Origin of the sequence: Paraburkholderia sp. CI3, assembly GCF_050436505.1 — a bacterium.
In the GTDB taxonomy this organism is placed as follows: Bacteria; Pseudomonadota; Gammaproteobacteria; order Burkholderiales; family Burkholderiaceae; genus Paraburkholderia; species Paraburkholderia tuberum.
Genome location: NZ_JBNDMI010000004.1, coordinates 1,680,651 through 1,702,917 on the forward strand (window position 1 = coordinate 1,680,651; position 22,267 = coordinate 1,702,917).

Below are 22,267 nucleotides of genomic sequence, written 5' to 3' on the forward strand. Positions count from 1 at the left end.
GCACTAACGTGCAAGACGCGCGGCCGTCGCCACGGTATGTTCGCTCATGCCCGAACCCGGCATCCGCGAATGCCTTCCCGCCCCTGGCATTCTTTCGTATCTGGCTCATTCTGAATCTGATAACGCGATGATCGAAATCGGCAGCTTTCTGATCGATCTGGAAATGCGCACTTTGCGGCAAAACGGCGAAGTCGTGCATGTCGGATCCCGCGCGTTCGACATTCTTGCCGTGGTCGCTTCCGCCGGTGGGCGCCTCGTCACGAAAGACGAGCTGATGAATGCAGTCTGGCCCGACACCGTTGTCGAAGAGAACAACGTACAGGTGCATCTCTCCGCACTGCGAAAGATACTCGGCCCGGACCGCGATCTGATTCTTACTGTACCGGGCCGCGGTTATCAGCTTCTCCAGCGGCAGAAGAGTGCCGCTTTCAACGAATCCGGTTCGCAGGCGGCCGGCGGAGGCGGTCTGCCGGCATCCAGCTCCGTGCTGCTGGGGCGTGACGCCTCGGTCGGCCTGATCCGCGCGATGCTGGCGCAAACGCATGTGCTCACGCTGGTCGGCGCCGGCGGCATCGGCAAAACAAGTCTCGCCATCGAAGCGGCTCGCCATACCTCGCCCGACTTTGCCGAACCCGTCTGTTTCATCGAACTGGCCGCGTTGAGTACGCCAGAGGCAGTGCTTGGCGCCATCGCCGAAAGCTTGGGAATAAACCTGTCCGGCCCGCATCCGGACATTGCGCAGGTGGCGTCCGCGCTTGGCCGGCGACGTAAGCTGCTGGTGCTCGATAACGCGGAGCATGTCATCAGCGCGGTAGCGCAAATCGTCGATGCGCTCGTTCTCGGCAACGACATGCTGCGCATACTGGTCACGAGCAGAGAATCGCTTCGCATCATGCCCGAGATGGTGTTCAAAGTTGATCCGCTGGCTGTGCCGCTGCCTCATTCCACCGATGTGGAGATTCTGCGGTGTTCTGCGGTAAGCCTGTTCCTCCAGCGTGCTAATTCGCTGCAAGGAACCGTATGCGCCGACAGCGCGGAAATCCGGCTCGTCGGCGAGATTTGCCGCCGGCTGGACGGCATTCCACTGGCGATCGAACTCGCGGCGGCCCGCGTCGTGGCACTCGGCGTCGAAGGCGTTTATCGCCGGCTCGACGACCGCATGGCGATACTCGGAGGTGGTTACCGGACCGCGCTGCCGCGCCATCAGACCTTGCGCGCGACGTTCGACTGGAGTTTCGCCATACTCGACCTGGCCACTCAGGCGCTCTTCCGGCGTCTCGCGGTCTTCAGCGGCAGTTTCACTTTCGAGGCGATGTGCGCGATCGCGTGCGACGAGGAGCACTCGATGGCGAACGCGATCGGCGGCATCACGGAGCTGGTAGCGAAGTCACTGGTCAACGTGGAGTTCGAGGGGCCGGTGGCGAAATACCGCCTATCCGAATCGACCCGCGCGTATGCCAGGGAAAAACTGCAGGCCGAAGGCGAGTTGCAGGAAATGACCTCGCGCAATGCGCGCTATCTCTCCTGCCTCTTTCAGGCGCAAACGGGCGGCGAATTGCGCAGCGACAACAGCAATCAGCCCGATCTCCAACAGACGCTCGACGATGCGCGCGTTGCCTTCGACTGGGCCTTCTCCCCCGATGGAGATCCGCGAGTCGGTGTCGAACTGGCGTCGAACCTGGTCAGTGCGCTGCTCCATTCAGGCCTGATCGAGGAGTGCTGCACGCGCGCCGCGCAAGCCGTCGAGGCACTCGACCGCCTGCCCCCTGGATCGGTGGACGCCGCACGCGAAATGCGCGTGCGCGCGGCGCTGGCGTCGGCCTTGCCCTATGTGCGCGGTCCGGTTTCACGGCCGGCGGAACTGTGGCGTGACGTCCTCGCGCTCGCGGTCGAGTCCGACGACAACACCTTTCGCATTCACGCGCTATGGGGCCTGTGGAACACGATGTTCTCCTTCGGCGACATCAATCAATCGATGACCTTCGCGAAGCAGTTTCACCAACTGGCAATGCAGCAAGGCACGCCGTGGCAGAAGATCGTCGCCGACCAGATCATCGCGATTTCGCAGCACTATCTCGGCCAGCACACGGAGGCGAAGCGAGGCCTGATGAGCGCCAGGCAGCGCCTTGCGCAGCTGCGCGGCGAAGCGCTGCGCGAGGGCCGCTTTGCCGTCGACCCGGTCGTCTTTTGCAGCGGCGTGCTTGCCCGGATCGCATGGCTCCAGGGCGACCCAGATGAGGCGACGGCGCTGGTCGATACGCTCGTCGACTCGGTTCGCTCGGAGACGATGGAACCTTCACTCACGCACGTGCTGGGTGCCGCCGTGATTCCGCTTGCGCTCATGTCCGGCGATTTACGGCGCGGCTCGCACTACATCGACATCATGCGATCTCAAGCCGCGCTCCACGGCTTCGCAATCTGGCTGGACTATTGCGACTGCCTGGCGGCCTACCGCGACATTCTCGACGGACGTACGGAACAGGCGTTGCCGGTCCTCGAAGCCAAGCTCGACGCGCTGATGTCACGCGGTTTCCGGCGCATGATCACGCCGTTTATCGTCGCGCACGCCGAGGCGTTGATCAAACAGAAGCGCGTGCCGGAGGCGGAGAACCGGCTCGGCGAAGCGCTGGATTTTTGCCAGAACAACGGCGAACTGTTCTTTCTGCCGGAGGTCTGGCGAGCACTGGGTGTCGCGGCACACGCCGAAGCGGAACTGCACGCTCGAACGAGCGAGACTCGCGCCAGTGGAATCGCCATCGCGTCCTGCCGATTTTCCAATGCGATCCAGCTTGCCCGCCAGCAGGACGCGAAAATGTGGCAGCTGCGCGCGTCCATGGGTATGGCGCGTCTTCTGGACGTGCAAGGTCGGTCGGAAGAAGCCGCTGAACTGCTGGCTCCGCTGGCAGACGAACTGGAAAGCGCTTCCTGCACGTCCGACATGCAGGCACTGCTCGAACTGCTCGCGTACCTGCGCGCGCGCCGTGGCCCGCGGCGCTCGTCGACCGCCGCCGGACGCGCGAACCGCGCCGTCGGCGTACTGCTTTACGACTGAATGAACGCCAGCAGATCCGCATTCACGCGGTCCGCGTGCGTCGTGCACAGACCATGCGAGGCGCCTTCGTAAATCTTCAGCTCGGCGTTCGGCAGGAGCTTCGCCGAACGCATTCCGGAAATTTCGAGCGGCACCATCTGATCATCGTCGCCCTGCAACACGAGCGCCGGCACCGTGACCTGCTTGAGGTCGCCGGTGAAATCCGTTTCCGAGAATGCCTTGATGCAATCGTACGAGGCTTTGATCGAGCCTTGCATTCCGGCCAGCCAGAACGCGTCGATCGTGCCTTGCGACACCTGCGCATCCGGACGATTGAAGCCGTAGAGCGGCAACGCCACGTCCTTGAAGAACTGCGAGCGGTTATTGCGCACGCCCTCGCGCATGCCGTCGAATATCGACATCGGCAGGCCGCCCGGATTCGCTTCCGTCTTCAGCAGGAACGGCGGCGCCGAAGCGATCAGCACGGCCTTGGCGACACGCTTCGCGCCATGGCGAGCGATATAGCGCACCACTTCGCCGCCCCCCATCGAATGGCCGACCATCACGACATTGTTCAGATCGAGCGTGTCGATCAGAACGGCGAGATCGTCCGCAAAGGTGTTCATGTCGTTGCCGTTCCACGGCTGCGACGAACGTCCGTGACCGCGGCGGTCATGCGCAATCACGCGATAGCCGCGCTCCGCGAGAAACACCATCTGCGCGTCCCATGCATCCGCGTTGAGCGGCCACCCATGGGAGAAGAGAACCGCTTGGCCCGCACCCCAATCCTTGTAATAGATTTGCGTGCCGTCCCGGGTGGTGAAAGATGCCATTGCGATTGCTCCATTCAATGTGGTTTGTCGGCATACACCGTTGTGCCATGCGCCATACGAGTACTCGGGTAAAAGGACGGATATGCCTACGCGGCAGCCGCCGTCAGCCGGCTCAGGTACCCATGGATCTGACTCACCACCGCAGCGCCGTCGCCCACGGCTGCTGCCACGCGCTTCGCGGACTCCGAGCGCACGTCGCCAACTGCGAACATGCCTGGCACGCTGGTTTCGAGCGGGTAGCGCGCGCTTGCTTCAGGCGAGCCATGTTCGCTGAGCGCGAATCCGGTGACGACAAACCCGCGGTTATCAAGCTCCACGCCGCTCGAGTTGAGCCAATCCGTCTTCGGATCCGCGCCGATAAAGAGAAACAGATGGCGCGTGGCGATCGCCTCATCGGTCTGTTCGTTTTCCTTACGGATATGAATCTTGACGAGTCCGGCTTCATCGCCTTCGAGCGCGCTTAGCGCGCAGCGCGTGCACAGCGTGACGTTGGGCAGCGAACCGATACGGTCGATCAGGTATTTCGACATACTCGCGTTCAGGTCGTTGCCGCGAATCAGCACCCGAATGCTGCGAGCAAAATTCGCCAGAAAGACGACCGCCTGTCCCGCCGAGTTGCCCCCGCCCATCAGCACGATATCCTGCCCCCTCACCAGCTTGGCCTCGATCGTCGATGCCCAGTAGTAGGTACCCCGCCCTTCGAAGCGCTGGAAATCCGGCACCGCCGGCTTTCGATAGGCGGCGCCGCTCGCCACGACGATGGTCCTGGCGCTGATGCGCTGACCGTCGAGCAGCGACAGCAGGAAGATGCCATCTTGCCGCCGCACGTCCATGACCTTGCCGGGAATCGCCAGATGCGCGCCGAACTTCAACGCCTGCTGGAACGCTCGCGCCGCGAGCGCCTGGCCGGAAATGCCGGTGGGAAAGCCGAGGTAATTCTCGATCCGGGAACTGGCGCCCGCCTGGCCGCCTGGCGCGCGCTGGTCGAACACCGCGACCGACAAACCTTCCGTGGCGGCATAGACGGATGCAGCCAGCCCGGCTGGCCCGGCGCCGACAATTGCGACGTCGTAGGTATGCGATTGCTCGAAGATCGGCACGAGTCCGAGGCATGAAGCAAGCTGCGCCTCGTCAGGCGCGCGCAGCACATAACCGTTGGGGCAGAACACCAGTGGGAAATCGGCCGGGCCGGTGGTCATGCCGCCCAGCAGCGTGATCGCCTCGGGATCGCTGCGCGCGTCGATCACCGTGGCCGGGTACGCATTGCGGCGCAGGAACCCTTGCAGTCCGACGAGCCGCGCGTCGTCGCCATTGCCGACGATGATCGGGCCGAGCCCTTGCTCGATCAGTCCGAGCCGCCGCAATATCAGCGCGCGCATGATGTGCTCGCCCAGTTGCGCGTCGGCAACGATCAACGCGCGCAGGCGGTCCGGTTCGATCACGAGCGTTTCCACATCCGTCAACGCGACGCCGTCGATCAACGCGGGCTTACCGGATAGTTGCGCCATCTCCGCCATGAAGTGCCCGTCTTGATGTTCGGTGACGAGCGTCGAGCGTCCGAAGCTGTCGCGCGAATAGATGCGCACACGCCCATGCAGCAGCACGAACAGGCCCAGTGCAACCTGCCCGGTCTCGAAGATCAGCTCGCCCGCCTTGAACGACATCGGCCGTGCGAAGCGTCGCAGGCTTTGAATCTCCGCCGCGGACAGACGTGGAAACATCTGATGCTGACGGTACTCCAGCGAAGAAAAGGGAATCTCGAGTTCCGACGGCGCCACGGCGTCGGAAGATAAGTCCGGTGTGCTCATAACATGGCCTCCTCTGGCACGTCGTCGTGATGACGGTATGGCAACGAATGGCATTTGGCATGAAGGCGCATATCGGCGCCGATGCCGACTCGGGTCTGGTGCATAGCCTGGTGGGTACATCGGCCAACGTATCGGACGTATCGCAAGCCCATGCTTTGTTGCACGGGCATGAGCAGGAAGCGTTCGGCGATTCCGGCTACACGAACGTTGAAAAGCGCGACGAGATGCACGGCAATCCTGTGCAGTGGCGTGTGGCTGTGAAGCGCGGAAAATCAAGGCAATGCGTGACGGTGCGCTGAAGGATCTGCTGATCCAGGTCGAGCGAACCAAGGCGCAGATTCGCGCATGGGTCGAGCATCCGTTTCATGTCGTCAAGAATCTGTTCCGCCATCGCAAGGTCCGCTACAAAGGTCTAGCCAAGAACACGGCGCAACTGTTCAGTCTGTTCGCCTTGGCCAATCTGGTGATCGCGAAGAACCGACTGCGCTCGACACATGGGGAAAGTCCGTCATGTGTATGAAAAACGCGAGCAGTTGGCCCGTATTCGAGCAAAACTCATCCCGTTCACAACAAAAATTCGTTCGCCGTTCTGACGCTTTCAAACTGACTCGTCGACAACGGTGGCGGCGAACCCATTGATCAGCGTTTCCCTTGAGTAGCCAATAGAGGAGCCCGACGCCGAAGCCGACTCCCAGCGAAATGATGTAACCCATGCTGTCCGTCCTTTGAATAACAATCTGTCAATTTGACCAGTCACATCCCAACACCAGTCCGCAGAAATTCAGACGGCGATAATTCGGATCCCACCGGTCCAGCACATCGGCATTCACCGTCCCGAATGTCGTGGCAGGACGATGCTCCATGCCGCGCGCGTAAGCTTCGATCAGCTTCTTCTTGAAGCCCGATTCGCGGGGATAGGCTTGCACGATTTCGTCCCGCTGCTGCGCGGTAAATTCGTCGTAACGGGCCCCCCGAATATCCATCTGCACGCCGGCGCTGACCATTGCGATCAAGGGCGACAAATGTTCCGGAATGCCAGGTGTCGTGTGCAATGCGATCGCCACCCAGACTTCATCGATCCGCTGATCGGCGACGGCGTACTGCCGCAGGAATTCGCGCGCCGCGTTCGCGCTGTCCACCTCGAACCGGTATGGCGAGTCTTGATACTTCGCGTTCAGCCCGGCGTTGTGAAACATCGCGCCGACATACAGCAGGTCGGCGTCGAAGGCCAGATTCTCGCGATACCCGGTCAGCGCACCGAACAGAAATGTCCTGAGCGCGTGGTGAAACATCAACTCGGACTCCGTGCCTCGCGTCAGATCAGTCGCCGCGCGGGCCATGGCACCGTCGGGAATATCAACGCCGGCAATGGTTTTCTTCATGTCAACTCCTCCGTGTCAGACATCCTTGCTCCGGCGCGCCTGCGCACGCGTGCCGGCCTGGCCTCGCAGCCGGGCGCGGGCCCATTCGAAGTCTTTGGCAGATCCTGTCCACGGCAGCGTAACGAATAAAACCTATAAAGACTTTGGCGGATTCTTAAAAAGACTTAAGCGACACAACGGTTATGCGAAATCCGTCAAATCGCCAGTTCATGGATGTGCTTCACGGCCATTGGATCAGCGCGTCCTTGCCGATCGGGTCGTCGAACGAATCGACGAGGACATCGGCGCCGGCCGCACGCGCCGCCTTGACCGCCTGATCGATATCGGTGACCAGATAGCCGGTTCGCTCATTGCCGAACGGATACGGAATCGGCGTTTCGAAGCCGAACACCGACAGCATGCCGACCGGCGTTTGCACGTACTGCGACGCGGTCTTGCTCGGCGTGGGCGTCACCGTGAAGCCTGACCTACGATCAGGGCAAGGAAATGGCGCGACATACCGAACTCACTGCCGCCACCGGCGTGCGCGTGTACTTCTGCGACCCGCACAGTCCGTGCCAACGCGGCACCTGCGAGAACACCAACGGGTTGCTGCGTCAGTACCTGCCCAAAGGTACGGATTTGTCCGTGTGCAGCCAGGATGAACTTGACGCCATCGCTGACAGCATGAATAGCAGGCCACGTGCTACGCACGCATTTCACTCGCCTCTGGAGGTCTTCGCACGCATGCTCGAAGCCGCTTCACTGCCTCCGCCTGCGTTTCATTAACCCCGTTGCGCTTCACCCTTGAAACCGCCATGGGAGGACATGCCGCACTCGCTTGAAGTGCGAGAAAAACTGAGATCCAGTCTATCGACGGTTTTGCCCAGAGTCCTTGTTGAACTCCTTAATCGTTCTTAAAAAATAACAACCAGGAAATTCGCGGCACGGCGCGTGGCGAACGGTCGCTCAGAACATTTCATATTTTCTGCAGGACTTTATTTGTGCGACGTTCCTACACTTCAGGTGCCGGATTCGGAAACACCCGTTTCACCGGCTGACAACTCAAAAGGAAAAGCCATGAAAGACGAACTGAAAGCAGCAGCACATCGCGCGGCGCCGCTAAAAACACCGAGTCGCCTGACGGAAGACGCGACACGCGACATCGCCCGGCCGTGAGCTTGCCGTAATCGTCGTTGTCCATTGACAGGTAGGTCTGGCGACCAAATGCATTCTTGTTCGAATTGCTGAAGGCACCCGTTCCCAAACTGACACCGCTCTCAATCCGGAATTCCATCCGGGTGCCACCGCCGAGATCCTCCACGCCGCGCAACCCGAATGAAGTGGCCCACGTGCCACTGTCGTTGAACGCATAGATATGTCCGGCATTACTTCCGTTTGCCGCGGGGTAGTGCGACGCATAGAGCAGCCCCGCATCCAGCACACCATAGAGCGTGACGCTGGATTGCGCATAAGCGACCCCGCCGCAAAGTAATGCGCCGCCAGGCAGCGCGCAAAGATACGGTATCTTCCGAATAGAAAAAGAGCACGGCACGATATTTGTCTCCATTTGTATTTATTTTCGATCGCGAAAAGCCTCAGCGATTAGGAAAGCGTTTGTCCGATTCGCGCTGCACAGCCATGCGTTCGGCAATCAGCCGATGCAGCAAGCGCGACCGTGCATATAACAGGGTGCCGCGCCGCAATAACCGAAAGGATTTAACCACAGTTACCGCGGCTAGTAGAGCGCTACCCAACGGCATGCCGTGCCGTAAGCTGGCGGACGGTACGGCCACGGTGGTGGGGTATGGGAGCAGCAGATCAGAAAACCCCTTTTAGCTTTGAAATTATATAAATCTGCGAAGGTGCCTTTGAGACGTATCTAATTTCAAGTCTTACTACACAGGATGGTTAAATGAACTGTAGCGGCTTCGGGCTCAGTGCGCCCCGCTCTTGCGCCCAATAGCAAGCTCGATGGAAGCGAGCAGAACTTCTTCCTCAAAGGGTTTGCGCAGGAAACTGACCGCGCCGTGCTCCATCGCCCGCCGCACCGTCTCGTCGTCGCCATGTGCGGACATGAACACGACGGGGATATGCCGGTGTTCCGCGTTCAGTTGCCGCTGCACTTCGAGACCCTGCATGCCTTGCATTCTAATGTCGAGCAAAACACACAAAGCATCGTCGACCATCCGGGAGGCAAGGAATTCCTCTCCCGATGAAAATGTCACAGTCGCGTAACCCACTGCTTTAAGAAGGTTTCCGACGCCACTTCGTACCGAGGCATCATCGTCGACGATGCAAACAAAGCTCATAGCTGCCAATACTCCAGTTGCGCCGACGTAGTAGCAGAGAAAAATATCCGGCGCGATATTTACTGCATCAGGATGCTCATCGCGTCCGGCGTATCACTTCCCACATCTGGGCGAGATCGATGAGCGTCTTCGCCTGCATCTTGCTCATCACCCGCCGCTTGTGAACCTTGACCGTGACCTCCTGCGTGCCGAGTTCATGCGCCATCTGCTTGATCATCATGCCTTTCACCGCCAGTTCGAACACGTCCATCTCGCGGGGCGTAAGCGAGGCGGCACGCTGTATGACGTCTGCGTTGAACGCACGCTCGGCGAGGTTGGCCTCGTCTTGGGCCAGCGCTCGCCGGACCGCCTCGATCAGTTCTTCATCGTCGATCGGTTTGGTCAGGAATTCATGCGCACCTGCCTTGATCGCACGCACCGACATCGGAATCGAGCCGTAGCCGGTCAGGAAAATAACGGGCACCTGGATGCCCTTTTGCGCGAGCTGGCTTTGCACATCGAAGCCACTCGTCGTTTTCAGGTTCATGTCGAGCAGGACGCACATCGGCACACTCGGCCATTCCTGCGACAACACCTCTGCGGGCGACGCAAAACTTCGGGCGCCGAAACCCGCTGATCGCAACAGCCGAATCAGCGCATTGCGCACCATTTCTTCGTCGTCAATCACATACACCAACGGTTCGAGTTCCGCAGGAACAGGCATTCCAGATTCCAGAATAAATTGGGTTTTGAGTGCCGTCATGGTACCTGAGACCCAACGCCGAACGCACCTGTCCAGTCCGCGGACAACACCATTTTCATCGCGATGCGACGGCTACCATCGCGAGCCTGCCGCCAGACGCCGGTGCGCCGAAAATGCGTCCATAAGGCTGCTCGTCAGCGGGCGCCAGACAGGTCGCTTTTCTCGTCAGCACTTCGTCTGCTTCATCCGATTCGTACAGCTTGAGCAATGCGTATTCCCGCGTCGTCTCGAGCAGGAAGTATTCCTTGGTCTTGCTATCGAAGGTCGTCATCAGAAAACACTTCGAAGCGAGGCCGACGATCGCCTCCGTCACGTCGTTGTGCGTCAGGCGTCCGCACGCGGCGACAGCACACGCGGCTTCGAGTGAAAACCGGGCCGGGAACACGCTGAGCCGGTGCAGCACTACGCGCTCCGTTGCGCTCAAAAGCTGGTAACTCCAGTCGAGCGCGGCCTCGAGAGTCTGCTGCCGCGGCGGCGCTGTCCGGCGGCCGCCGGTCAGGGACTGGAAGCGGTCGTCGAGTTCGGCGAGCAGCTTTCGAATGCCGAACACGGCCGCACGAGACGCCGCCAGTTCGAGCGCGAGCGGCACGCCGTCCAGCCGGCGGCAGATCGTCGCGACCATCTCGAGACTACTGCGGTCGTTCTCGACCGACGAGTTGAGCGCGTTCATCTGTGCAAGGAACATGCGCACCGAACTGCAGGCGAGTATGGCTTGCGGACTTGCGCCTTCGCCGGGCGTTTCGAGCGGTGCGACCCAGTAGAACTTCTCGTCGCGTGTACGCAGCGGCTCGCGGCTCGTCGCCAGAATCCTCAGATCCGCGCTGGCCTGCACGAGCAGTTCGCAAATGGTGGCCGCCGACTCGATCACATGCTCGCAGTTGTCCAGCAGCACCAGCAGCTTCCGCCCGCGGATCGCATCGACCAGCGCCTGCAGCGGCACGTCGCCGCCGGTATGCGGCACGCCCAGTGCTTGCGCAACCGTATTGACGACGCTCTGCGCGCTGTTCACCGAGGCCAGCGTGATAAAGCACACTTCCCGCTCCGATGCAGCCGCAATCGACCTCGCCACTGCAATGCCGAGTTGCGTCTTGCCGATGCCACCCGATCCAAGCAAGGTGACGATCGGCGTTCGCTTTAGTGCGCGGGTGGCGTCGGCAACCGCCTCTCCACGGCCGATCAACGGCGTGTGGCAAACCGGCAAACCGCTTGGCCGCACAAGGCTTGCATGAGACGCTGCTGCCGCGCCACAAGGATCAGCCGGCTCGGCCGCTTCGACCGGAATCGTCAGGCGGTAGCCGCGGCCGGAGAACGTGCGAATGACCTGCCTATCGGCGCCGAAGATCTTCCGCAGCGCCGATAGCTGCACGTGGATATTGTTTTCCTCCACCACCGAGTTCGGCCAGACGTGCTGAAGAATCTCGTCTTTCGTGACCGTCTTTCCCGCCGCGCGGATCAGCAGTTCGAGAATATCGAATGCGCGCGAGCCGACCTGAAGCAGCCGGTCCTCCTGGTACACTTCGCGCATTTCCAGCGACACTACGACTCGACCGATCTTGATCATGCTGCTCTCACGCGTGGTTGATTAGCGGGACGGGCACGTTCCGGCGATGGACCCATTGCAGCGACGAAGCCCATGCGTGGCTTGCGTCGTTAGAACCATACTAATTGGGAAAGTCATCCGAAACTATTATCCATAGGGATACGATGAGCGCCGCCGCCATCGCCCCCCAGCGCCGCCGACACCGGCCCCGGCCCTGCTGGTGGCGGCTTCCAGCGCGTTCGAAGCGGCTCGCCGCCGTCGTGGCATCAGACCAAGGTATGACCCCGTCATGCGTCCGGCTGAACGCAATCAGGGCGGCGCTCCGGGCCGTTCGCGCAGTCTCGTGCCGAACTCGCCTGCTGCGTGCGAATCGGCAAGCCATCGTGCAGCCGTGAAAGATCGGGACGGGCCGGACCACGATACTGGGTCCATCAACGCCTCGCCCATCGATTCAATTGCGCAGCCCGTCGCGGTCGGCGCCCGGAGAACACATCATGCTCGCCGTGAAAGCCACATGGTTTCGTCCCGCTTGCGGCTACGCGGCCGCTACCGTCTGTGTCGCGCTCGCAGCCTGGGGGGGCGCAAGCCCGCCGCCCACGCTCGGCATCATGCGCGCGCTCGACCAGACGGAGCGCGACACGCAGTTGCCGCTCGAACGGTTTGCGATCAAAGCAGGCAATGTGGCCGCCTCGTCCTCGCTGGCACCGCGGCCGCAGCGGCAACAGCCGCAGCAGACCGCGCAGCCGTCGCGGCCCAATCGACGCATCAGCGAGTATCTGCGCGGTCGGGCGATCAAGGCAGACACATCGCAACGGGAAAGCGGCGCGCACGGCTATTACCGGAAGATCGACAACTGGAAGAACTGGACGTAACGCGTCTTATCATTGCTCAATCGATCTCACACGAATCGTCGGAGGTATCCCATGATCGCCCCATCGCAGCAACCAGCCATGCTCACGCGACTCAATACAGCAACGAGAGCCACGCCGACCGCCGCTATCGCGGACCCGAAAATCTGGCGCTGGTATGCGGATCTGATGGCCGACCGGCGGCTCGTCTGCGAACACGATGGCGCACGCTGGGTCGTCGCCGTCGACGGAAGGCGCCTTGCCGACGAGCGCGCGTTCGAGGCCGCGGTCCACAGCGCCTATGCGATGGCGCGCGCGCTGTTGGCGCTGGACAGAACAAGAGCGGCCTGAGCCGCTCGCAAAAGAACACGGGAAGGAAGACGCCCTCTCTCAGACAGGCAATGAACGGCGCCGCCGCAGCGGCGCCTTCCGGCTCATTCCTCGTCGGGATAGACACCTGCCGACACGAGGCAAACAAAGGCAGTCGCTTTCAATACGCATTCCACCGAAGACAGCACGAATCCCAGCGGGAACACCCGATACTCGGCCGGCAATCCAAAGGCCACCGCCATCAGACCGATCGTACAAAGAAATGCGTAGGCAATCCGCGCCACCCGGCTGCCGACGAGCACGAAGCCGACCAGCGCGACCCACAATACCTTGGCCGTGACGCAGGCCACCGCGTCACGCGTGGATATGCTGACCCACATTTCGAACGGCAACTCGAACACCGACCAGACCGCGGTCGCAACGACGATCCGGCGCGTCCAGCGTCCGAGCACGGCCGGCGCAGCCGGTTCAGTTGCCCTTTCTGACACGTCCTGCAGCGCTGCATGCACGCGCCAGTCCGCTGCGTCGGCGCGCTCGGTGGCCGACATAAAGCCAGAATTGCTGCTGTTCATGTCGCGGTGTGACTCGTCCAGATATCGCATGGGGATGCTCCGGTGGTGCTCAGCGGTCTGCGCGCGGTGAGACGCGAGGAATGCGGCTTCGCTGCGTCGAGATCACGCGGCCTCGCCGGGTGGAAACCATTATTGGCCGACGTGGCGCGCCAATCTTTTCAGAACGCCTGCGACGTTTAGAAAATGCACTGCGCTGCCGGTACGCCGTGACCGTGTACCTGACGCGCGCCGCATCGGGCGTGCGAATCTGAAACGGACGGGCATTTGAACAAGTGCCGTGCGCGACGCCAGCCCATCCTTCGACCGTATGTTCCTCAACGAAACACCAGGAGACGGTCATGGCCAAAGGAAAAGCGATACGCATCTATAGCGAGCCTGCGGGCGGCTGGGGTGCGCTGAAGGCAACCGGCGAGGCGCTCGCGCTGCAAGGCGTGGCCGTGTCGGGCGCGAAGACGTTGCTGCGGTTGAACCAGCCCGAAGGCTTCGACTGTCCCGGCTGCGCGTGGCCGGATGCGAAGCACACGTCCTCATTCGAGTTCTGCGAGAACGGCGCGAAAGCCGTGGCCTGGGAGGCAACCGCCTTTCGCTGCACGCCTGATTTCTTTGCCGCGCATAGTGTCTCGGAGCTGACCGCCTGGGACGACTACGACCTCGAAATGGCCGGCCGCCTGACTCACCCGATGGCTTACGACAAAGCCACCAACCGATATCTGCCGATCGAATGGGACGACGCCTTCGCACTCGTCGCGAAGCATTTGAAGGGTCTCGACAGCCCGAATCAGGCCGACTTCTATACGTCGGGGCGCGCCTCCAACGAAGCCGCGTTTCTCTACCAGATCTTCGTGCGCGAGTTCGGCTCAAACAACTTTCCCGATTGCTCGAACATGTGCCATGAAGCGACCAGCGTTGGCCTGCCCGAATCGATCGGCGTGGGCAAAGGCACAGTGCTTCTCGATGATTTCGAGAAAGCCGACGCGATTTTCATCTTCGGCCAGAATCCTGGGACCAACAGCCCGCGCATGATGAGCGATCTGCATAGCGCTTCACGGCGCGGCGCGAAGATCGTGTCGTTCAACCCGTTTCGCGAACGCGCGCTGGAACGCTTTGCTTCGCCGCAGAATCCGGTGGAAATGGCGACGCTGGGCTTCACGCAAATCAGCTCGTTTTTCTATCAGGTTCGTGTAGGTGGCGACGTTGCGGTGCTCAAGGGAATGATGAAAGCGGTGATCGAGGCCGACGATGCCGTCCTCGCCGCCGACGAACCCCGCGTGCTCGACATCAAGTTCATCGAAGGACATACGCACGGCCTCGAAGATCTGCTCGCCGACCTGCGCGCCACCACGTGGGACGCGATCGTGCAGCAAAGCGGCCTGTCGCGCGACGGCATCCAGAACGCCGCCAACATCTACATGAACGCAAAGAACGTGATCCTGGTGTATGGCATGGGGCTCACGCAGCATCATCGCGGCACCGGGACGGTCCAGCAGGTCGCCAATCTGGCGCTGCTGCGCGGCAATATCGGCCGGCCCGGCGCAGGTGTATGTCCGGTTCGTGGACATTCGAACGTGCAAGGCAACCGCACCGTCGGCATTACGGAAAAGCCGTCACCGGCATTGATCGATGGGATCGAACGGGCCTTCGGTTTCCGGCCGCCCGCAGCGCACGGCCACGACGTGCTCGCCGCGATCGATTCGATGATGCGCGGCGACGCGAAGGTGTTCATCGCGCTCGGTGGCAATTTCGCCGCCGCCGTGCCGGATTGGGTCCGCGTACAGGCCGCGATGCGCGAGCTCGACCTGACCGTATACATCGCTACCAAACTCAATCGCAGTCACCTCGTGCATGGCAAGGACGCGTTGATTCTGCCCTGCCTCGGCCGTACCGAGGTCGATATCCAGGCCGACGGTCCGCAGTCGATTACCGTCGAAGATTCGATGTCGATGGTACATGCCTCAGGTGGACGCAACGAACCCGCCTCGCCGCATCTGAAGAGTGAACCGGCGATCGTCGCGGGGATTGCGCGCGCAACGTTGGGTCCCGACTCGCATGTCGAGTGGGAACATCTCGTCGCGAGCTACGACCGCATTCGCGACAAGATCGAAATCGTCTACCCGATTTTCCAGGCGTACAACGAACGCATTCGCGTGCCGGGCGGATTTCATCTGGCCTCGAGCGCGCGGGAACGTGTGTGGGCCACGTCCACGGGTCGCGCCAATTTCCTCGTTTTCAAGGGACTCGACGAAGATCCGGTTCAAAGCGATCCTGACGCGCTGTGGCTCACCACGATGCGCAGTCACGATCAATACAACACCACGCTCTACTCGCATTCGGATCGCTACCGTGGCGTGTTCGGTCAGCGCGACGTGATCTTCCTGAATCCGCGTGAATTGCAGAAGCGCAAGCTGCGAGCCGGCGATCGCGTGGACGTGTACGCGCTGTCGACCGATGGCATCGAGCGCGTGATCGGCGGTTTCATGGTGATCGAATACGGGCTGCCGGATGGCTGCTGCGGCGCTTACTACCCGGAAGCGAATCCGCTCGTGCCGCTCTATGCATTCGATCAGAAAAGCCGCACCCCTTCGTACAAATCCGTTCCGGTGAAGATCATGCGCGCCGCGGCGGCCGGGGCCCACTCCACACAACAGGCAGCCGTTACCGGTGCCACGCGAGCTCATCATGCATCTCAGTGACGTCCTCGACCTGTCTCGCGCGCAGTTCGCGATGACAGCCATTTTTCACATCCTGTGGCCGATTCTGACCATCAGCCTGTCGGCGTTTCTCGTTCTGATCGAAGTGCTGTGGCTGCGTACCGGCAACGTCGGCTATTACCGCCACGCGCGCTTCTGGAGCAAGCTGCTGGTGCTTAACTTCGCGGTGGGCGTAGTGAGCGGCATTCCGATGGAGTTTCAGTTCGGGACCAACTGGGCCGGCTTCTCGCGTTACAGCGGACAGTTCTTCGGCAATATTCTCGGCTTCGAGGGCGCGATGGCCTTCATGCTCGAAGCGGGCTTCATCGGCGTGATGCTGCTCGGCTGGGGCCGCGTGCCGCGTGGCGTGCATCTGTTCGCAACCTCGATGGTCGCGCTGGGCTCCAGCATCTCCGCTTTCTGGATCATGGTCGCCAATTCGTGGATGCAAACGCCCGCGGGCGTGACGGTCGAGAACGGCAAGATCGTGGTGACCGACTATGCCGCTGCGATCTTCAACCCCGACATGGTCTGGGGGTCACGCACATGTGGGTCGCGGCAATCGAAACCGGCATGTTTGTGATCGCCGGCATTTCCGCGTGGAATCTGTTCAAGCGACGCAATCCGGAATTCTTCGAGCGCTCGTTCAAGATCGCGCTGCTAATACTCGTTTTCGTCGCGCCAATCCAGATCTGGCTCGGCGATTCGAGTGGTGGCAGCGTATTCGCGACGCAGCCAGCCAAAGGCGCCGCAATCGAAGGACACTGGACCACGAACAAGCCCGGCACCGCCGCGTCGTGGTCGCTGCTCGCATGGCCGAACCAGAAAGAGCAACGCAATGACTGGTCCCTCGAAGTGCCCGGCATGCTGAGCTTTCTCGCCACGCACACGCTGGATGGCGAGGTGAAGGGCCTCAAGGACTTCGCACCCGCCGACCAGCCGCCGGCGCTGCCCTTACTCTATTACGCATTCCGCGTGATGGCGGGCATCGGCTTCGCGTTCATGGTGCTGGCGTTCTGGACCGCTTACGTCTTGCGCAAAACGCGCGGCAGTCTCGAACGCCTGCTCGAACAACGCAAATTGCTGCTCGCATGGGTGCTGTGCATTCCGCTGCCGTATGTGGCGGTCGAAGCCGGCTGGATCGTGCGTGAAGTGGGACGTCAGCCGTGGGTCGTCTATGGGTTGCTGCGCACGAAGGATGCTGTGTCGACCGTAGCCGCTTCATCGGTGACGCTGAGCATTGCGATGTTTTTCGCCTTTTACGTCGTGCTGCTCGGTACGTTTTTCGTGCTGGCACGCAACTGGCTGCATACCGGCCCGGACCTCACATTGAACCCGCCCGCGGCGGTCAAAGCCCAGGCGGCCGCGACCGTGACCCAGTACTAAATTCTTCCCGCTGCGAGAAAATCTCATGGACAGTTCCACACACACGATGCTCGCCGTCACCTGGTTCGGTCTTATCGGCCTGATGCTGGTGTTCTACGTCGTCACCGATGGCTTCGATCTCGGCATCGGCATACTTAGCCTGTTGCGCAAACGTCGCGAGGATCACGACGTGATGGTGCAGACGATCGGCCACGTCTGGGATGCCAACGAAACATGGCTCGTCGTGCTCGGGGGCGCGCTGTTCGGCGCCTTCCCAGCGGCTTACGCGATGCTTTTACAGGACCTGTATTTGCCGGTGATGTTGTTGATTGCCGGGTTGATCATGCGTGGCGCCGCCATCGAATTCCGTCATAGCGTGTCGCACGGTCCGATATGGGACAAGGTGTTCGGTATCGGCAGTCTGGTCGCCGCCATTGCTCAGGGCGTGATACTTGGCAAAGTGATCACGGGGCTGCTTCCGGGCGGTCTTAAAGGCGTGTTCGTCGCCGTATCCGCTATTGGCGTGGTAGCGGGCTATTCGCTGCTCGGCTCGACTTTTCTCGTGAAGAAGACCGTGGGATCGATCGAGCAATGGTCGCGGCGTCTCGCGTTGTTGAGCGGCTTTGTCACGGTGGCGGCAGCCGTGGTGGTGACTGTGGCGACGTGGTTCATCAGCGAGGTGGGACACGATCGGTGGACGCAGCCCGGCGTGTTTCATTTGCTGATTGCACTTGGGCTGGCTGCTGCGCTGACGTTTGCTTACATCATGGGGGCGCTGTATCTGGGCAGTTCGAACGGGCCGTTCCGGGCTTCGGTGGCGTTATTCGTGCTTTCGTTTGTTGGGTTGGCGGTGAGTCTTTTTCCGGACTTTGTCCCGGGGAAGTTGGGGATTATTGAAGCTGCTTCTGATGCTTCGACTCTCGTTTTTATGTTGACTGGGATTGGGTTGATTTTTCCCGTTATGATTGGGTATAACTTGTACCAGTACTATATTTTTCGGGGGAAGGTAGTCGGAGGGGCTCACGCGGGCGAGTGAGCGCCAGGGCGCGGTTGACCGTGGCTTTTTTTGGTTATTTTGCGCTGGCTCTTTTTGGGAGGTGGCGTTTTTTGACTTTTTTTTGTTTTTACTGCGCGTTTTGGTGTTTCCTGGCTTAGTGGTTTATTAGTGTTGCCCCCTGTGCGGACCTATCCGTGATTTTGTGTGCGAGGCTATTTAAAAATCCTTATCCGCGAGCGCGGGTAAAGCGCTCGCCAAACAGGATAGCAAACTCGTTCATTGCTGTTTTCCAGTCGAATGTGGCTCGCACGGACTTGGCCAGCACATTGCGCAGCGCCAGCCAGAGCAGCTTGATGGCGGCATCGTCGTTGGGGAAGTGTCCACGGGTCTTAATGATCTTGCGCAGTTGCATGTTCAGACTCTCGATGGCGTTGGTGGTGTACACGACCCGGCGGATCGCGGGCGCAAACACGAAGAATGGCGTGACGTGTTGCCACGCGCGCTGCCAGGATTGCACGATGGTCGGATACTTCGCGCCCCATGGTCCTTCGGCAAAGGACTGCAGCGCCTGTTGCGCGGCCTGTTCGCTCGCGGCTGCGTAGATCGGACGCAGCGCTGCGGCGACGCCCTTGCGGTCCTTGTAGCGCCCGTATTCCAGACTGTTGCGCATCAGATGCACGATGCAGGTCTGCACGGCCGTGCGCGGGTAGGCCGCGCCGATTGCCTCGGCTAGTCCCTTCAGTCCGTCGACCACCGCAATCAGGATGTCTTGGCATCCACGCGTCTTGAGTTCGTTGAACACCTTGAGTCAGAACTTCGCGCCCTCGGTCTGTTCGATCCACAGGTCGGGCACGTCACGCTGGCCATCGGCCTGAATGCCCAGCGCGAGATACACGGCCTTGTTGCTCACCACACCGTCGTCACGGATCTTCACGCGTAGCGCGTCGAAGAACATCACCGGATACATCGGCTCAAGTGGACGGCTTTGCTAGGCGAGCGTTTCAGCCATCACTTCATCGGTGACTGAACTGATGAAATCGGGTGACACCGCGGTGCCGTAGCTTTCTGCCAGAAACGCCCGGATCTCGCGCACGCTCTTGCCCCGGGCGTACATTGCGATGATGCGTTCATCAAAGCCCGTGAAACGGCGCTCCTGTCTGGGAATCAGGATGGGCTCGAAGCTGCCCTCGCGATCGCGCGGCAGATCAACCCTGACCGGACCGCGTTCGGTGATCACCGTCTTGCCGCTGGCACCATTGCGTTCGTTGGTCTGCCCAGAGGGTTGGGGCTTGCCCGCAGGGTAGCCCAGATGCATGTTCATCTCGGCGCCCATCGCGCGCTCGATGAGGGCCGTGTTAAACGCCAGCGTCAGGTCCTGAACCTCGGTGGGCGTCATCGGGCCCTTCACCAGTTCGTCGAGCAGACCTTCCGGCCTCTCAGGCAGCGGCCCTCGGGCCGCTGCCTGAGAGGCCACAGTGCGTTTCTTCTTCATGATTGGCATATCCATGACTTTCGCCCTTCATGATATATGCCTCGCCCACAAAATCGCGGATAGGTCCGCCGTCAGCTTCGCCTCGGCGATGTGCTCAAACTGTGCGCGCCTCCGGGATCCGTGCCCGTCCGAGACGTGCTCGACCCGACCGCGCCGAGGTGGACAGGATACGGTTAGCTATTCGAAGGAATTCCCGCGCACTGCCGTGAACTCACAATGGAGGACAACGAGAATTCGAAATGGGGTGGCAAACATTGAAGCACAAAGCCGAGGGTCGGCGCCGCCGCGAGACGAAGCGATCGGTGTGGGATGAACCGATCCGGCGAGCACGTAGTGCGAGACGGGATGTGCGATGGCAATGTTACTCACGCGGAGTGCGCGACGCGCCGGATGCCCCGGGGCCACTGCGGATAACGCGCCGCTGATCACTCATAGCACCGGCGGTTCAAGCGGCTTTGTTTGCCGCGGCAAAGAAAGTAAGTGCCCGCACAGGGGCAACGCTAATACAGCTAATAGACCACCAAGAATTCAAGAAAAGCCAACAACACCAAACCAACCCAAAGCCCACGGCAAAAACATCAAACCGAAACCGCCTCATTAACAACACACCGCAAAATCATAGCTCCAGCATTAAGCGGCGCCGGCCTGCAAGGCCTAGGCCTATAAATAGCATCACCAGCCCGAATGGCCCTCCCACTCATAGCACAAACCCCAGCCACACGCGCCCGGGTCGCGTGCCAAACCTGATCGCCATACGAGCACTGCGTCGGATCCCTCCACACTACAGTGGCAGTCGACTGCGTAGGCCGGTCGATAACATGCACCTGAACATTGAACCGTTCACCCATGACAGGCAAATGCGCGCCTTTGCACCCACCGCGCGCCGCAACAGCGGCCACATCGACTGCACCCGCATCGACATCGCCGGACAAAATCGATAACAACCCAAGGGTCTGCAGCCACGGATCGGTAAAACTCGCCTTCGTCAGCATGATGGCACTCCTGTATTAGTAAAACCCGTTGATCATCGAGACGGTCCCGCCAGAAATGGTCAGCACCGTTTGCCTCTATCCGCGCATTCGATTGCGCTCATGCACCGTCCTGTCTGTACGCCGGCATGGCATTGCCGCTCTGATTGCCATTGCCGTTGTTTTCCGTATTGCCCACCACACCCAATCCATCGAGCGGCGACCATCCATCGCTCATCACCCCGGCTCCGGTCTGCCGGAGAAAGCTTTCGCTCACTTCGAGAAACGCGTGAATCTGTTTAACGATCGACATTCGTCTTCATCCTCCAGCAATGCGGCGTCTCGCCGACCAGGCGCTTGAACACCGTCGTAAAGTGAGCCTGTGAACGGAAGCCGCAGCTCAACGCAACGTCGAGCACGTTATGCTTCGACTCGCGCAAAAGGTGTTGCGCATGTTCGATCCGGCGACGCAGCAGATATTCATGCGGACGCATGCCAGTCGCACGACGGAACTGCGACGCGAAATGCATCCGCGTGAGCCCTGTGCTGTTGGCGATATCCGCGAGTCCGATCGATTCGGACAGGTGCGCGTCGACAAACTCAATCGCACGGCTGAGGCGCCATGACGGCAACGCGCTCGCCTCGCGGGTCTGCCGATCGACCACGGTGAAATGCCGTGCGATCACGCGCGACACGATCGCGAGACTCACGCTGTCGGTGAAAACCTTGCCGAGCGCGGCGTCGTCCGACTGGGTGACGGCAAGCGCCTGGCCAAGACGTTCGAGCGCGGGGTCACGCACGAGTTTGGGATTGTCGACCCGGATATCGCCCGCGTGCGGGCGGCCGAACATATCTTCGAAGCATTCGCCGAGCACCTGCTGCGAAACAAACAGGTGCAACACATCGCCCGCCGACTCGAACACGGCACTGCACGCCACGTTCGGCGCGGTGATCTGCACGGCACCCGCCGTCATCCTGCCGCGCACGAGCGTACGGCCAGCATGGGAGAACGTCAGGGACGTGCACTTGAGATTCATCGCGATGCAATGATGCGCAGTGCTGCCAGGATTGACGACCTCCAGCGGCTGCGTGTCGTTGCGAGTCCAGCGCGACACGAGGATATCGCCGCGTTCGCGCGCCTCGCCATCTTCGGCACAGGGGAAACGCCATTGATGCTCCGTGCCGATCCGGCTCACCCGACTCTTCTGGACAACACCCACTGCGGGTTCGGCATATAACGTCGACGAGCTGATCATGATCTGGTCATCCGGGTTAAGTGGTGAATCAGTGCGGGTTAAGAGCGGCGCTGCATTGACTCCAAGGTATCGCACGGCAATGCGTCCAACTAGCTCTACATACGGTTGCCTGAAATGACCAATGG

Annotated in this window: 16 protein-coding genes and 6 pseudogenes; 8 read left to right on the forward strand and 14 right to left on the reverse strand. The window is 60.9% G+C overall.

The genetic code is table 11. From position 1 onward, the window contains the following. Positions 1–127 precede the first annotated feature (127 nt). Complete coding sequence (locus tag OKW29_RS29065; RefSeq protein ID WP_429293519.1) at positions 128–3,052, forward strand: ATP-binding protein; 2,925 nt, start codon at positions 128–130, stop codon at positions 3,050–3,052. Here the strand turns inward: OKW29_RS29065 and OKW29_RS29070 are convergent. Then, positions 3,043–3,864, reverse strand: a complete 822-nt coding sequence (locus tag OKW29_RS29070; RefSeq protein ID WP_184074441.1) for an alpha/beta fold hydrolase — start codon at positions 3,862–3,864, stop codon at positions 3,043–3,045. The genes OKW29_RS29065 and OKW29_RS29070 overlap by 10 nt on opposite strands. An 86-nt stretch (positions 3,865–3,950) precedes the next feature. Beyond that, positions 3,951–5,672: an FAD-dependent oxidoreductase gene (locus tag OKW29_RS29075; RefSeq protein WP_429293520.1), complete on the reverse strand. Its 1,722-nt coding sequence runs from the start codon at positions 5,670–5,672 to the stop codon at positions 3,951–3,953. A 39-nt stretch (positions 5,673–5,711) separates the two neighbouring features. Here OKW29_RS29075 and OKW29_RS29080 point away from each other — a divergent pair. Beyond that, a pseudogene (locus OKW29_RS29080) lies at positions 5,712–6,192 on the forward strand (IS5 family transposase); the annotation flags it as partial. A 130-nt stretch (positions 6,193–6,322) separates the two neighbouring features. Here OKW29_RS29080 and OKW29_RS29085 read toward each other — a convergent pair. From OKW29_RS29085 to OKW29_RS29095, 3 genes and pseudogenes are all read right to left on the reverse strand, one after another. Next, positions 6,323–6,385, reverse strand: a pseudogene (locus OKW29_RS29085) (DUF1427 family protein); the annotation flags it as partial. Between the two features lie 27 nt (positions 6,386–6,412). Then, positions 6,413–7,054, reverse strand: coding sequence for a phosphohydrolase (locus OKW29_RS29090; protein WP_429293521.1), 642 nt, complete (start codon positions 7,052–7,054; stop codon positions 6,413–6,415). A 223-nt stretch (positions 7,055–7,277) separates the two neighbouring features. Continuing rightward, positions 7,278–7,523, reverse strand: a pseudogene (locus OKW29_RS29095) (glyoxalase); the annotation flags it as partial. Here OKW29_RS29095 and OKW29_RS29100 point away from each other — a divergent pair. Beyond that, positions 7,514–7,822: pseudogene (locus OKW29_RS29100) on the forward strand (IS30 family transposase); the annotation flags it as partial. The pseudogenes OKW29_RS29095 and OKW29_RS29100 overlap by 10 nt on opposite strands. Positions 7,823–8,048: 226 nt before the next feature. On the opposite strand, the gene OKW29_RS29105 reads toward OKW29_RS29100, so the two are convergent. The 4 genes from OKW29_RS29105 to OKW29_RS29120 form a co-directional block, all read right to left on the reverse strand. Continuing rightward, the gene (locus OKW29_RS29105; RefSeq protein ID WP_429293522.1) at positions 8,049–8,603 is read right to left on the reverse strand and encodes a porin; all 555 of its coding nucleotides are present in this window, start codon (positions 8,601–8,603) and stop codon (positions 8,049–8,051) included. A gap of 367 nt (positions 8,604–8,970) precedes the next feature. Then, complete coding sequence (locus OKW29_RS29110) at positions 8,971–9,345, reverse strand: response regulator transcription factor (protein ID WP_429293523.1); 375 nt, start codon at positions 9,343–9,345, stop codon at positions 8,971–8,973. Positions 9,346–9,421: 76 nt separating this feature from the next. Further along, the gene (locus OKW29_RS29115; RefSeq protein ID WP_429293524.1) at positions 9,422–10,087 is read right to left on the reverse strand and encodes a response regulator transcription factor; all 666 of its coding nucleotides are present in this window, start codon (positions 10,085–10,087) and stop codon (positions 9,422–9,424) included. Positions 10,088–10,142: 55 nt separating this feature from the next. Next, positions 10,143–11,648, reverse strand: a complete 1,506-nt coding sequence (locus OKW29_RS29120) for an ATP-binding protein (RefSeq protein ID WP_429293525.1) — start codon at positions 11,646–11,648, stop codon at positions 10,143–10,145. 473 nt (positions 11,649–12,121) lie between these two features. Here OKW29_RS29120 and OKW29_RS29125 point away from each other — a divergent pair, with 473 nt between their 5' ends. Beyond that, on the forward strand, positions 12,122–12,499 hold the full coding sequence (locus OKW29_RS29125) for a hypothetical protein (protein WP_184073680.1): 378 nt from the start codon (positions 12,122–12,124) through the stop codon (positions 12,497–12,499). A gap of 51 nt (positions 12,500–12,550) precedes the next feature. Then, the gene (locus tag OKW29_RS29130) at positions 12,551–12,826 is read left to right on the forward strand and encodes a hypothetical protein (protein ID WP_184073682.1); all 276 of its coding nucleotides are present in this window, start codon (positions 12,551–12,553) and stop codon (positions 12,824–12,826) included. A gap of 83 nt (positions 12,827–12,909) precedes the next feature. Here OKW29_RS29130 and OKW29_RS29135 read toward each other — a convergent pair whose 3' ends face one another. Continuing rightward, on the reverse strand, positions 12,910–13,407 hold the full coding sequence (locus OKW29_RS29135) for a hypothetical protein (protein ID WP_184073684.1): 498 nt from the start codon (positions 13,405–13,407) through the stop codon (positions 12,910–12,912). Between the two features lie 308 nt (positions 13,408–13,715). On the opposite strand from OKW29_RS29135, the gene OKW29_RS29140 reads away from it, so the two are divergent. From OKW29_RS29140 to OKW29_RS29150, 3 genes and pseudogenes are all read left to right on the forward strand, one after another. Continuing rightward, positions 13,716–16,067, forward strand: coding sequence for an FdhF/YdeP family oxidoreductase (locus OKW29_RS29140; RefSeq protein WP_429293526.1), 2,352 nt, complete (start codon positions 13,716–13,718; stop codon positions 16,065–16,067). Then, positions 16,054–17,450, forward strand: a pseudogene (locus tag OKW29_RS29145) (cytochrome ubiquinol oxidase subunit I). Before OKW29_RS29140 ends, OKW29_RS29145 begins: the two are co-directional and overlap by 14 nt. Positions 17,451–17,475: 25 nt before the next feature. Further along, the gene (locus OKW29_RS29150; protein ID WP_429293527.1) at positions 17,476–18,465 is read left to right on the forward strand and encodes a cytochrome d ubiquinol oxidase subunit II; all 990 of its coding nucleotides are present in this window, start codon (positions 17,476–17,478) and stop codon (positions 18,463–18,465) included. A 187-nt stretch (positions 18,466–18,652) separates the two neighbouring features. On the opposite strand, the pseudogene OKW29_RS29155 reads toward OKW29_RS29150, so the two are convergent. The 4 genes and pseudogenes from OKW29_RS29155 to OKW29_RS29170 all read right to left on the reverse strand — a co-directional run bounded on the left by OKW29_RS29155 (position 18,653) and on the right by OKW29_RS29170 (position 22,142). Then, positions 18,653–19,927, reverse strand: a pseudogene (locus OKW29_RS29155) (IS256 family transposase). Positions 19,928–20,496: 569 nt separating this feature from the next. Continuing rightward, positions 20,497–20,910, reverse strand: a complete 414-nt coding sequence (locus tag OKW29_RS29160) for a DUF3331 domain-containing protein (protein ID WP_429293528.1) — start codon at positions 20,908–20,910, stop codon at positions 20,497–20,499. A 97-nt stretch (positions 20,911–21,007) separates the two neighbouring features. Further along, positions 21,008–21,199, reverse strand: a complete 192-nt coding sequence (locus OKW29_RS29165; protein WP_184073688.1) for a hypothetical protein — start codon at positions 21,197–21,199, stop codon at positions 21,008–21,010. Then, positions 21,186–22,142, reverse strand: coding sequence for a helix-turn-helix domain-containing protein (locus OKW29_RS29170; RefSeq protein WP_429293529.1), 957 nt, complete (start codon positions 22,140–22,142; stop codon positions 21,186–21,188). Before OKW29_RS29170 ends, OKW29_RS29165 begins: the two co-directional genes overlap by 14 nt. Between the last annotated feature and the right edge of the window lie 125 nt (positions 22,143–22,267).

What these genes read in the sequence shown, in the direction of transcription:
- OKW29_RS29065 (WP_429293519.1), top strand. Translation starts at nt 128, where the DNA reads ATGATCGAAATCGGCAGCTTTCTGATCGATCTGGAAATGCGCACTTTG.
- OKW29_RS29070 (WP_184074441.1), bottom strand. Translation starts at nt 3,864, where the DNA reads ATGGCATCTTTCACCACCCGGGACGGCACGCAAATCTATTACAAGGAT.
- OKW29_RS29075 (WP_429293520.1), bottom strand. Translation starts at nt 5,672, where the DNA reads ATGAGCACACCGGACTTATCTTCCGACGCCGTGGCGCCGTCGGAACTC.
- OKW29_RS29090 (WP_429293521.1), bottom strand. Translation starts at nt 7,054, where the DNA reads ATGAAGAAAACCATTGCCGGCGTTGATATTCCCGACGGTGCCATGGCC.
- OKW29_RS29105 (WP_429293522.1), bottom strand. Translation starts at nt 8,603, where the DNA reads ATGGAGACAAATATCGTGCCGTGCTCTTTTTCTATTCGGAAGATACCG.
- OKW29_RS29110 (WP_429293523.1), bottom strand. Translation starts at nt 9,345, where the DNA reads ATGAGCTTTGTTTGCATCGTCGACGATGATGCCTCGGTACGAAGTGGC.
- OKW29_RS29115 (WP_429293524.1), bottom strand. Translation starts at nt 10,087, where the DNA reads ATGACGGCACTCAAAACCCAATTTATTCTGGAATCTGGAATGCCTGTT.
- OKW29_RS29120 (WP_429293525.1), bottom strand. Translation starts at nt 11,648, where the DNA reads ATGATCAAGATCGGTCGAGTCGTAGTGTCGCTGGAAATGCGCGAAGTG.
- OKW29_RS29125 (WP_184073680.1), top strand. Translation starts at nt 12,122, where the DNA reads ATGCTCGCCGTGAAAGCCACATGGTTTCGTCCCGCTTGCGGCTACGCG.
- OKW29_RS29130 (WP_184073682.1), top strand. Translation starts at nt 12,551, where the DNA reads ATGATCGCCCCATCGCAGCAACCAGCCATGCTCACGCGACTCAATACA.
- OKW29_RS29135 (WP_184073684.1), bottom strand. Translation starts at nt 13,407, where the DNA reads ATGCGATATCTGGACGAGTCACACCGCGACATGAACAGCAGCAATTCT.
- OKW29_RS29140 (WP_429293526.1), top strand. Translation starts at nt 13,716, where the DNA reads ATGGCCAAAGGAAAAGCGATACGCATCTATAGCGAGCCTGCGGGCGGC.
- OKW29_RS29150 (WP_429293527.1), top strand. Translation starts at nt 17,476, where the DNA reads ATGGACAGTTCCACACACACGATGCTCGCCGTCACCTGGTTCGGTCTT.
- OKW29_RS29160 (WP_429293528.1), bottom strand. Translation starts at nt 20,910, where the DNA reads ATGCTGACGAAGGCGAGTTTTACCGATCCGTGGCTGCAGACCCTTGGG.
- OKW29_RS29165 (WP_184073688.1), bottom strand. Translation starts at nt 21,199, where the DNA reads ATGTCGATCGTTAAACAGATTCACGCGTTTCTCGAAGTGAGCGAAAGC.
- OKW29_RS29170 (WP_429293529.1), bottom strand. Translation starts at nt 22,142, where the DNA reads ATGATCAGCTCGTCGACGTTATATGCCGAACCCGCAGTGGGTGTTGTC.